Origin of the sequence: Citrobacter sp. Cm038 (genome assembly GCF_030333105.1) — a bacterium.
GTDB lineage: Bacteria > Pseudomonadota > Gammaproteobacteria > Enterobacterales > Enterobacteriaceae > Citrobacter > Citrobacter murliniae.
On the sequence record NZ_JAOWGO010000021.1, the window covers coordinates 1 to 12,334 of the forward strand.

General features: G+C 53.8%; 3 protein-coding genes and 1 pseudogene. 1 reads left to right on the forward strand and 3 read right to left on the reverse strand.

Annotated elements, in window-relative coordinates; translation table 11 throughout:
* Nucleotides 1–103 precede the first annotated feature (103 nt).
* On the reverse strand, nt 104–1,084 hold the full coding sequence (locus tag OGY01_RS11325; protein WP_000019445.1) for an IS5-like element ISKpn26 family transposase: 981 nt from the start codon (nt 1,082–1,084) through the stop codon (nt 104–106).
* Between the two features lie 62 nt (nt 1,085–1,146).
* Between OGY01_RS11325 and OGY01_RS11330 the strand changes: the two are divergent.
* Nucleotides 1,147–1,608 (forward strand): annotated as a pseudogene (locus tag OGY01_RS11330) (EAL domain-containing protein); the annotation flags it as partial.
* Nucleotides 1,609–1,760: 152 nt separating this feature from the next.
* Here the strand turns inward: OGY01_RS11330 and OGY01_RS11335 are convergent.
* Together OGY01_RS11335 and OGY01_RS11340 are read right to left on the reverse strand one after the other, a co-directional pair.
* Nucleotides 1,761–11,099, reverse strand: coding sequence for an autotransporter outer membrane beta-barrel domain-containing protein (locus OGY01_RS11335; protein ID WP_286493117.1), 9,339 nt, complete (start codon nt 11,097–11,099; stop codon nt 1,761–1,763).
* A gap of 186 nt (nt 11,100–11,285) precedes the next feature.
* Nucleotides 11,286–12,266 carry an IS5-like element ISKpn26 family transposase gene (locus OGY01_RS11340; protein ID WP_000019445.1) on the reverse strand — a complete coding sequence of 327 codons (981 nt, stop codon included), beginning with the start codon at nt 12,264–12,266 and terminating at the stop codon, nt 11,286–11,288.
* Nucleotides 12,267–12,334 lie beyond the last annotated feature (68 nt).

A 12,334-nucleotide genomic window follows, 5' to 3' on the forward strand; every position in this document is an offset into this window, starting at 1 on the left:
TGATTAAAATTTCGCGGATCTGGGCCGATTTTTTTCCCGCAAACACATCGAATCAGCCTATTTAGGCTATTTTTTCCACCATTTCTGGCGTTATTTCCGGTTTTTACTGAGATCTCTCCCACTGACGTATCATTTGGTCCACCCGAAACAGGTTGGCCAGGGTGAATAACATCGCCAGTTGGTTATCGTTTTTCAGCAGCCCCTTGTATCTGGCTTTCACGAAGCCGAACTGCCGCTTGATGATGCGAAACGGGTGCTCCACCCTGGCACGGATGCTGGCTTTCATGTATTCGATGTTGATGGCCGTTTTGTTCTTGCGCGGATGCTGCTTCAAGGTTTTTACCTTGCCGGGACGCTCGGCGATCAGCCAGTCCACATCCACCTCGGCCAGCTCCTCGCGCTGTGGCGCTCCTTGGTAGCCGGCATCGGCTGAGACAAATTGCTCCTCTCCATGAAGCAGATTACCCAGCTGATTGAGGTCATGCTCGTTGGCCGCGGTGGTGACCAGGCTGTGGGTCAGGCCACTCTTGGCATCGACACCAATGTGGGCCTTCATGCCAAAGTGCCACTGATTGCCTTTCTTGGTCTGATGCATCTCCGGATCGCGTTGCTGCTCTTTGTTCTTGGTAGAGCTGGGTGCCTCAATGATGGTGGCATCCACCAAAGTGCCTTGGGTCATCATGACGCCTGCTTCGGCCAGCCAGCGATTGATGGTCTTGAACAATTGACGGGCCAGTTGATGCTGCTCGAGCAGGTGGCGGAAATTCATGATGGTGGTGCGATCCGGCAGGGCGCTATCCAGGGATAATCGGGCAAACAGGCGCATGGAGGCGATTTCGTACAGGGCATCTTCCATGGCACCGTCGCTCAGGTTGTACCAATGCTGCATGCAGTGAATACGCAGCATGGTCTCCAGCGGATAGGGCCGTCGGCCATTGCCCGCCTTGGGATAAAACGGCTCGATGACAGCGGTCATATTCTGCCATGGCAGAATCTGCTCCATGCGGGAGAGGAAAATCTCTTTTCGGGTCTGACGGCGCTTAGTGCTGAATTCACTATCGGCGAAGGTGAGTTGATGGCTCATGATGTCCCTCTGGGATGCGCTCCGGATGAATATGATGATCTCATATCAGGAACTTGTTCGCACCTTCCTTACCCCAACGCGTCAGACAAAATCTTGCCACCTCCGGATTGCCGGTCCATCGATGCCAAATAGAGGTCACCGAAACGTCACCGCTGTACGACAGTCAGATTGCGGCTAAAAATATGACGGAATTAAAGGCGATAGGGGTCAAGCTTGCGCTTGATGATTTTGGAACCGGTCATGCTAATCTTAATTACCTGTTGAAATATCCTTTTGATACCTTAAAAATTGATAAGGAATTTGTCACCGCTATTGAGCCCGACACCCGATCGACAAAGATTGTTGAGGGTATTATTTCACTGGCGCATAATTTTGGTATCGAAGTTCTTGCCGAAGGGGTGGAAACCCAGTCCCAACTGGACCGGTTGATGCAGATTGGTTGTGACAAAATTCAAGGCTTTTTCATTTCTCCCCCGGTGCAGGCACAAGAGATCCCTTCACTCTTAGCGCAATATAATCGTTAATCCTTCCGTATTTACGTTTCCCAATCCCTTGATTGTTCCACGTTGCTGGTAAGTCTGTAGGCCTGATACGCGTCGCGCATCAGCCACCCCTGTAATACTATAAGCAAAAAAAAGCCCCCTGCTAAGCAGGAGGCTGGCGAGTTTATGTCAGCTTAGAACGATTTCTTAAAGCCGATAGAGGCATTGACCGGCGCTTCGATCTGCGACTTACTGCCGCCGTTGCTGAATTGCGTACCCAGCTCACCGTAGACCTGCAGGTTTCTGTCGATAGACCATGACAGGCCGGCTGCAACTTCAGTGCTGGAGTACTGCTGTGAAGATTCCAGCGTAGTGGTGGCTACCGCATTGCTAAAGTGCGTTTTGTCTTTTGAACCCAGACCCTGCCAGACGTTAACCCTGCCGTACGGCTGGAATTTGCCATGGTTGGTGTCATAGTCAGCGACCAGACGCACGCCCAGACGCGCGGTAAAGGAGTCTGCGGTATCCATTTTCACTTTCGTTGGGGTCACACCATCCAGCGTGCTGTTATCAAAGTCGCTGTACTGGTAGATCAACTGAGCCTGAGGCTCCAGACTCCATGCGCTGGCGCCTAAACGGAACGATTTACCCACCTCTGTCGACGCCGTCAGCGTGTTGCCTCTGACGGTATACGAGCCATTGTTACCGGTCGCCGCCAGGCGGGATTTATGGTTACCGTACTGCAGGACGTTATCAACATACATACCGTCACCCGAGAACCAGGTCGCATAGCCACCGACGTAAAATGCGTTGTCGTCGATGTTACCGCCTTTGCCATCGCTGCCTGTCTTCGTGCCTTTCACGTTGCTGTCGATATCAAGGATGCTGGTATACATCCCGGCTTTCCAGCTTTCGTTAGCATACATATCAACGCCGACCTGGATACCCATGGTATGGGAGCTGGTTTGCGTACCGGCAGCATCATCCAGTTTGGTTTTACCGGAGTAGCCAATCATTCTTGCCCAGGCGCGATTGTCTTCATCAATGCCCGGTTTAACCTCGTCCCCCATACGTTGGTGCATGTTACCTAACAGGCTAATATCACCCTGACGTACTACGCTGGCGAGGCCAGAATACAGCATGGTTTCTGGACGGTATTCACTTCTCAGATACCAGTTTTCACCCTGGCCCTGAGCATTACCCGCATGTAGTTGGTACTCAAACGCACCTGCAGCCATACGATCGGCGGCAAGATGGAAGGCATCCCGCGACGTTTGCGCGGTTGTGGTTGCGCCATTGAGCGCAGTCACCACTTCGATACCATCCCCAATGGTCGGCGCGCCAAGACCAGAACCATCGACATCCAGCAGTGTGCTACCGCTGGCTTTACCGCCATCGATAATCAGACGGTCGGCAATGCCTGCTCCGCTACCATTCTGGATAGCTGCCATGTTGATAGTCCCTTTTTCGCCGGTGTAATCCCCTTTGACGGTTAAGGTTGTGCCAGTCTGCTGACCGATGAGCGAGACATCGCCACCGTTGCTCAGGCCCGCTACCGTCTGGTTATAGCCCTGCGTGTTCAACGTGGTGTCTGCGACTACATAGTGGTGTGATGCGCTACTCAGGGTGTTGGTATTACCCGCTTGCAGCACGCCGTTGGCGATCAACGTAGCGCCGCTGTAGCTGTTTTCACCTTGCAGCTCGGTAATGCCGCTACCGGTCTGATGCAACTGGCCTTTACCACTGATATTGCCGGTCAGCGCCAGGGTATCGCCACGATTGACGTTGAGTACGCCGTTATCAACGACATCCCCCTGAATGCTGCCAATATCACCGCCGTTACCCAGTTGTAAAACACCTTGTTCGATGGTGGTGCCACCGGTGTAGGTGTTATCCAGCGTCAGGGTGAGGGAGCCTTTACCGGTTTTGGTCAGTTGACCGTTACCTTCGACTTCCGTCAGCAGAGAAACGTCATGCCCGTTGGTGTCGAATGTCCCGCCGCCGGATTCCAGCGTCACCTGACGGGCAGTATCAAACGCTTCGCCATACTTCAGCGTACCGCCATTAAAGGTAATTCCCGTATCTGCCGCACCCAGGTTGGTATCACCCGCCACCTGCAGCGTCCCTGAGGTGATGGTGGTGCCACCGCTGTAAGTATTGTCGCCGGTGAGAATCAGCGTACCGAGATCGCCTTTATTCAGGCCGCCGGTACCTCGGATAACGCTGTCGATAGTGGCGGTGTAACTGGCGCCGTCTACTGTGCCATCGCCGACACGAATCAGGGTGTTTGCCGTGTCGGTGGTAATGGCTTCTCCGCCCACACGATAACCATCGGTGGCGAACTGCGCGCCGCTGATGATGACATCGCCTTTGCTGTTATCGACGGTTACGTTGCCCGCTTCACCCTGGAAGACGGCGAATGCGGCATCGGTAAACGGTGCGTTCAACGCGCCTTCTGGCGTCGATTCATCGGTGGTCCAGTTGTCGTTACCCTGGCTGGATTGCCAGATACCGTCGCCGCCGTTAATGACGCCGTTATTTTTCAGCTCGCCATTCTCACCGCCGGTGCCGTCCCAGAAGCGCAGCGTCAGTCCGGCGTGGTTGACCAGGTTGACCTGATTTTTCACCGATGTCTGCACGTACAGGCTGTCAGCTGCTTCCGGTGCGTTAGCAATATCCATCACATTGTTGGTCAATGTGCCGGTGTAGTTGATGACGCGGTAAACGCCCACATCAAAGCTTCCGCCTGGTGAGGTTTCAATGTTGAGCTTACCGTCGAGCGTCAGATCGCCATTTACGTCAATCAAGTCGTTGAAGGCACCGCCCGGGGTATAAGCCTGACCAAACTGATAATCCAGTTGGGCGTTATCACTGAGCGTCAGAGAACCGGTAGTCAGTTTACCCACACTGTTGATAGCTGCACCTGCGGTAATATGCGCGTCGTCCAGCACATCAACCGCGCCGCCGATAATACCGTTACCGCCGAGCGTTGCCCCGGATTTCACCGTCACCTGGCCGGTAGCCGCAGACTGATTACCGTTGACCAGCAGCACGCCTTCATTGACGTCTGTGGTGCCGGTGTAAGTGTTATCGCCGGTCAGCGTCAACGTACCGTCACCGATTTTCACCAGGCTGCCGTCGTTGCCGCTGATAATACCGCTGATGGTGTCATCAAGATGCAGATTACCCAGCGACAGTTCTTTATTGCCCAGTTCGACATTACCCGCGCCGGACAACGAGCCGATAGACGTTGCGCTGTCGACTGCGCTGATATCGACCTTACCGCCAACCAGGTTTTTAACGACGGTGTTCTCTGCCATCGCATAGTCAGCAAAGGTCATCAGTCCGCTGTTATTCACGGTGGCATTGCCCCCGCTGGCATTTTCTTCCAGCGCCAGGGTACTGTCTTTTGACACGTTAACCGTCGCGTTGCCCGCACTGGCGTTGTTGGTTAACACCGCTTTCGCCGTGCCCGTCAGGTTCAGCATTGCGCTTGCGGCGGTGACGTTATCCGCCAGCGTTAACAGGCTGTCGGCGATGTTCATAGTCAGGGATTTCAGGCTGGTATCTGTCCCGCTGACATTGAGCGTCGCACCCTTATTGACGTTCACGGTGCTGCTTTCATTACTGCCAAAGGCTCCGGTTTTGCTGACGTTGACCGTCACATTGTTGGCGTTTCCGGTACCGGCAATTTCGGTGTCGCCTTTGTAGCTGTTTGCGCGGTCGAGCGACAAGGTGCTGCCCGCATCACTAGAGCTGCTGGTAACTTTCAGTTTACCCTCGCCGGTAATCTCACCGGTTGGCGTGAAGTGGTGCGAATTAAGGTCAAACACCGCAGCATTCTCATTCGCTCCCAGCTCAATGGTGCGATTGCTGGTCAGGTTCGCGCCCAGTTGCAGCGTTGAACCGTTATTGATGGCCAGGTCAGTTCCGCTCTGGCCGAGATTGCTGTCGGAGGAGATCTGCAACGTGCCGCCATCAATGCGCGTGCCGCCGCGATATTCGTTGTCACCGCTGAGGATCAGACGGCCAAGGTCGGTTTTCACCAGCGTCAGCTTGTCAGCAGTACTGGCCTCGCGGATAACGGACTCAATGGTCGCGGTATAGTTTTGCCCCGCACCACCAGCGCCAACGCGCACCAGTAGTTCGCCAGTCCCCGGCGTCTGGCCTGCGTGGGTCGCGTTTTCCGTGGTGGCATACGCGTTAAGCGCATCGCCTTTAACGACATAGCCATCGGCATCAAACTGTGCTCCGGAGAAGTTAACTTCTCCCGCGGCGTTATCCACGGTAACGGTACCGCCTTTGGTGGTGAAGACGGCGAAGGACTTCTGTGCCCAAGGGGCGTTACCTTCACCGGTTGCGGTGGTCCAGTTGTTATCACCCTGACTGCCGATAGCCATCCATTTGCCATCGCCACCGTCAATTTTGCTGTCGCCTTCAATGCCCGACGCGCCGTGGCTCTGATTAACGGTTGCGCCGTCCCAGAACTGCAGGGTAACGCCGTTGGCATTCACCAGGTTGACCTGTTTGTCGATGGAGGTCTGAACAAAAATATTGCTCTTATCCTGGCTATTCGGTATCGCGCCTAATTCCAGCGTCTGGTTATCCAGCGTGCCACCGTAGTTATAGATACGGTACACGCCCGGCCCGAAGTTACCGCCCTGTGAAGTGGTGACGTCCAGAGTCCCGTCCAGTTGCAGATCGCCTGCGACGTTAATCAGATCGTTTAGCGCGCCGCCTGGCGTATAGGCTTGACCCAGTTCGAAAGCGGAGGTCGTTTTGCTGCCAAGCTGCAGATTACCGTTAATGGATAACGTACCCGCACCGCCGTCACCGGCGCTGAGGGTAGAGGCATCGTTCATCAGCACGTCGCCGCCGATCACCCCGTTACCCCCCAGCGTCGCCGTACCGCTTACTTTGGTCACACCCGTCGCAGCACTCTGATTACCTTTCACCAGTAGCGTACCGCTGGTGACGGTTGTGTCGCCGGTATAGGTGTTATTGCCCGTCAGGCGAGTAATACCGTTACCAATCTGCTGTAACGCACCGATCCCGGAGATTACGCCGCCAAGCAGCACATTATTGGCCCGATTAATCGCCAGTATGCCATTGTCGATGATGTCAGACACGGCGTTGACTCCGCCTGTATTTCCGCCGTCACCCAACTGCAGCGTACCAGATTGATCAATAGTGGTGGAGCCGGTATAGGTGTTGTTGGCGGTAAAGACAGTAGTGCCGCCCGCCGCGCGTTCAAACTTCCCATCACCGCTGATGACGCCGTTATAGATCTGCGCAGCCGCCGTATCGCCCTGCGTGTCAAAGATGACCCGGCTGCCTGCACCCTGAGTCGTCACATTGTAGTCAGCGATGGTCGCGGCAGTGCTGGTGGACTCGCCGTGATCGCCGGTACGCAGCGTTGCGCCATTGGTAACCGCAATGGTTTTACTTGCCAGTTGCAGACGATCGACGATGCGCATATCTGCAATTGAACCGCTAATGGTCAGTGAGTCCCAACCCGTGCCGATGTTGGTACCGGTGGTCAGGTTATCGCTGCTCAGGCTGCCAATTTTCGCACTGTTACCGTGTGTATTGGTGAAGGTGAGGGCGTTGCCACTGCCGGCTTCGGTAGTGATATGGCGCGTTTTATCCAGCGTCACATTGCCGATGTTGGCTTTATTGTTGCCGCCGGTTCCGGCGAAATTCACCTCGCCCGCAAAGGTTCCGCTTTGCCAGTTAAAGGTGTCCTTGCCTTCTCCGGTGTTGATGACGCCACTGGTGATACCCTGGCTGATATCAATGGTGTCATTGCCCTTGCCAGATTGAATCGCCACTGCTGTATCGTTGATAGCCTGAAGGGTACCGGTATTGGTGATTTTTTTATTGCTGTCACCGCTGGCATCAATAACGGGTGCGGTGGTGCTGGCAGAGATAATTTTTCCGCTATTGGCTATTGCGCTAACATTTTTAGCGATGATTGCAGAACCACCTGCGCTGTCGTAGACGTTGATATCGGCATTGGTGGTGACCTTACCGTCCGTATTGGCGCGGATACCGCTGCCTTCGCTGTTATGCACCTCAACGGTATAGCCTTTGCCGATGGTCAGATTGCCTGTCACTGCGTCACCATTGCGCTGCTCAAAGGCGAAGCCGGTACCTTTACCGTTAACGTTCAGAATGTTATTCAGGCCATCTTTCATGTTTAACGCGACGCTGGTACGGATCCCCGGACCGTCGTTGGCATTGATAGTGACATCGTTGAGTGTGATATCGGTATTGTTGGCGTCGTTTTGAATGCCAGCACCAGTACCTTCGGCGCTAATAATCACCCCTTTGGCAGCCAGCTTACCGGCTCCTGTATCAAGACGAATACCATCGGCCGAACCATTAGTCGTGATGGCATCACCGGCATTACCGGTAATACTCAGGCTGGCGCCGTTGGTCAGCAGAACCCCTGCGGTTCCATCATCAACTTGAATCTGACCCAATTTTTTAATCTGTGCGTTCGAACCCGAAGCTTGTACGCCAATGCCGTTACTCACATGTAAGGCAGCGGTCGCGTTATTGGTTAAACTCCCGCCTTGTTGCACGTTAACACCAATGCTGTCGGTGCTGGCAAGATCGATAATTGCCTGGGTATCGAGGATCAGGCTGCCCTGGTTCCTTGCCACATAGGCAATAACCTTGTTGCCGCTGGCTTCTGAAGTGATTTTTGCGTTTGAAGTGAGGATGGTCGGAGTGGCGCTACCTTCTGCGTTGCCATTCAACTGATGAGCCTGACCGTCCACTACCCCGGCAATGGTTCTTTCACCGGTTAAATTGATGGTGGTTTTATCGCTGATGTTACCTGTGGCACCGCCTTCAATCAGCAGCGCGGCGGAGTCGGTGCCCTGCACGGTGAACGTGGCTTCGCCGGTATCCACACTACTGCCTGTGCCCGTCGCTAATACGCCAACGGACTGTTCGCCGCTTAAGGTCAGGTCAAGGTTTGAGCTGGGCTGACCGTCAGGAGTGGTGGTGTTACCGGCCAGCATTGCGCCATTGGCAATACGGAAAATGGTGGTGCGATCCTGCCCGTTGTCATTCATTACCGCCTGACCAATATTCGCAGTTGCGCCTTTACCATACAGGTAATAGCCAATCTGATCGGTGCTGTTGAATGCCGGGCTACTCAGACTGTCGACGTTAGCGACGGCGTTATCACGCACGTGTACGCCGATGTTCCCGGCTTTGTTTAGCGTGATGTTGGAATAGACGTTGACCACTGCCTTTCCATCTTTGCCACCTTCAGCCCAGACGGCATAGTTACGGTTACCGACACTACCTTCACCATCAACTACGATAGAGCCTGAAGCGCTGGTCGTGGCTTCGGCATTTTTGTTAGTTGCGCTGACGTGGATGCCGACGTTGTTGGTGCCGTTGACGTTAATCTTGCCGTCGTTGCGAATTTCCTGATTATTTTCCGCGCCGCTGTCACGCACGGTGATACCGTAGTTCCTGCTACTCCCCGCGCTGGAATCGCCATTGATCACGATATTACCGGTATTGATGACGTTGCCGGTCGCGTTACCAATCAGCATACCCGCGGCGTTACGTACGCCGGTTCCCAGCGTGATAAGGCCGTTGTTAATCACCTCTTTGGCGCTCTTGGTCATGATCCCGGCGCTCAGGCTGGAACCACCTGCCATGGTGACATCTTTAGACGGATCACTTGCGTTGCGGCCAAGATAAATAGAGGCACCTGCGCTGTTGGTAAAGGTGGCGTTGTCGGCGACTTCTACGCCATAGGCGATGCCGCTGCCGTAGGATGCACCGTTTTTGCGCCCGTCCACGACGTTGATATCGCCGTTGTTGACCCCTTGCGCATTGTCAGACAGTTGCATACCAATGGCCAGCGTCAGCGAGTCAGTGGGTTTGTCCTTGCTCCAGGGATCGGCGGCAGAAGCGGTACCGAAGTTATCGGTGGTGATCGCCTGGTTGATGGTACCTTCGTTGGTGATTTGACTGGCGCCTTGCCCCTGCATACCAAATGCGCCATAGCTGTTGACGTTTTGGTTGCCGTCTTTATCAATAAACAGCCCGGAGTTGATGATCCCGTTGTTGGTTGCCGTCGCGTCTTTTGCCAGCATGCCAATCGCCAGGCTTTGCCCGGTAGACGTGCGTAATGCGTTCAGCTCGCCAAGGTTAGTGATAATCCCACCATTAATGGCTTTCATCACGCCATTAATACTGCCGTCAACGGCAATAATCGCGTCTTTGTTCAAGGTGCCGGAGGTGCCTGCGCCGTTGGCATAGATGGCATGTAACTCACCACGGCCAGCGGTCGCGTTGTTGGTATGTGACAAACCGTCGGTCCAGACGTCGTAATCCCAGCTGAGTATGTCAGCTGGCTTACCGGAGGTGAGCAGATTTTCAATCAGCTCGGCGTACTTTGTTTGTGCTGCGGTGACGGTTGTGACTTCCTCCGCATCTATCCACAGCTGGATTTGGCTGACTTTTTCACCATCAGGGTTTTGTGCCGCGTCGTCGCTTTTGCCCAACAGCCAGTCATTGAATTCGGCCAGTTCTTGTGTGTTGGTAATGGTAAATGTGCGCTCCCCGGTTTCGACGACCTTGCCATCCTCGTCATAGCCATAGGTCATCAGCGAAAATTCATCGCCAAACACGGAGGTTTGCGCTGAACCGGTGAACGTTTTTTCAGGGATCACCGGGGCTGCGTTAAATTTTATATAGTTATCTGACTGCCAGTTCACCTGGCTTGCAGTACCTTGCGCTTCCAGCAGCGAGGAATCTTTTGCCAGCAATTCGATGGTATTGGCTTTGTCACGCACATTGAGGGTGTCGTCGCCAATATTCAGATTCGCAATGGAGCCATTTGTCGCCAGGGCGATACCAAATTGCTTATAGATTTCTGATTTCTGAGCATCAAAGGTGTTTAATACCGCATCGCCGACTTGCGCTTCGGTAAGAAAACCATTTAACTCATTGGTATCAAAGACTTTGATAGTTGTTTTTTCGCCGGGAAACGCCGGATCGTTGATATCAAATTCTGTGCTCTGCGAAGGCGTTGACGACTGGTTGTAAGTCAGGTATTCCGCCAGTTCTTCAGAGTTGGTAATGGTTTTTACGCTCTGGTCAGGGCTGGTCGCCAGCAGGGTGATTTTGCCGCTTTCCAGCAGTTCCCGGATAGTGGTTGATTCAACAACGCCGCTTTGACCCGGGCTAAATGTTGGGATTGCACCACTGATATTCAGTGCCTGACCGGTGGTGTTATCTTCATATAAGAAGCCGTAGTCGTGGATACCCTCATAAACCCCAGCGGAAATACCTGTCTTGAAGTCTTCATGAATATCGTGTTCACCCGTTGCGGTAATCTGGGCTGCAGAAGCCAGCAATGAAGCACCGCTTAATGCGCCAGCTGCCAGTACGGCGACAGTTTTACGCGAGCTGCTTTTTTTCTTTCCTTTCGTTAATTCAGAAACGACCACCCAGATACCGAGCGCCGCGTTCCAAATAATGCTGTAAACTTTGTTCATATATACCCCTTGTCTACATTCCTGTTATGTATGTGTTAAGGAAGGTGCGAATAAGCAGGTCATTTCTTCCCAAGCTGACTCGCTGATTAAAATTTCGCGGATCTGGGCCGATTTTTTTCCCGCAAACACATCGAATCAGCCTATTTAGGCTATTTTTTCCACCATTTCTGGCGTTATTTCCGGTTTTTACTGAGATCTCTCCCACTGACGTATCATTTGGTCCACCCGAAACAGGTTGGCCAGGGTGAATAACATCGCCAGTTGGTTATCGTTTTTCAGCAGCCCCTTGTATCTGGCTTTCACGAAGCCGAACTGCCGCTTGATGATGCGAAACGGGTGCTCCACCCTGGCACGGATGCTGGCTTTCATGTATTCGATGTTGATGGCCGTTTTGTTCTTGCGCGGATGCTGCTTCAAGGTTTTTACCTTGCCGGGACGCTCGGCGATCAGCCAGTCCACATCCACCTCGGCCAGCTCCTCGCGCTGTGGCGCTCCTTGGTAGCCGGCATCGGCTGAGACAAATTGCTCCTCTCCATGAAGCAGATTACCCAGCTGATTGAGGTCATGCTCGTTGGCCGCGGTGGTGACCAGGCTGTGGGTCAGGCCACTCTTGGCATCGACACCAATGTGGGCCTTCATGCCAAAGTGCCACTGATTGCCTTTCTTGGTCTGATGCATCTCCGGATCGCGTTGCTGCTCTTTGTTCTTGGTAGAGCTGGGTGCCTCAATGATGGTGGCATCCACCAAAGTGCCTTGGGTCATCATGACGCCTGCTTCGGCCAGCCAGCGATTGATGGTCTTGAACAATTGACGGGCCAGTTGATGCTGCTCGAGCAGGTGGCGGAAATTCATGATGGTGGTGCGATCCGGCAGGGCGCTATCCAGGGATAATCGGGCAAACAGGCGCATGGAGGCGATTTCGTACAGGGCATCTTCCATGGCACCGTCGCTCAGGTTGTACCAATGCTGCATGCAGTGAATACGCAGCATGGTCTCCAGCGGATAGGGCCGTCGGCCATTGCCCGCCTTGGGATAAAACGGCTCGATGACAGCGGTCATATTCTGCCATGGCAGAATCTGCTCCATGCGGGAGAGGAAAATCTCTTTTCGGGTCTGACGGCGCTTAGTGCTGAATTCACTATCGGCGAAGGTGAGTTGATGGCTCATGATGTCCCTCTGGGATGCGCTCCGGATGAATATGATGATCTCATATCAGGAACTTGTTCGCACCTTCC

Coding starts and splice junctions, on each gene's coding strand:
- OGY01_RS11325 (WP_000019445.1), bottom strand. CDS start 1,084: ATGAGCCATCAACTCACCTTCGCCGATAGTGAATTCAGCACTAAGCGC.
- OGY01_RS11335 (WP_286493117.1), bottom strand. CDS start 11,099: ATGAACAAAGTTTACAGCATTATTTGGAACGCGGCGCTCGGTATCTGG.
- OGY01_RS11340 (WP_000019445.1), bottom strand. CDS start 12,266: ATGAGCCATCAACTCACCTTCGCCGATAGTGAATTCAGCACTAAGCGC.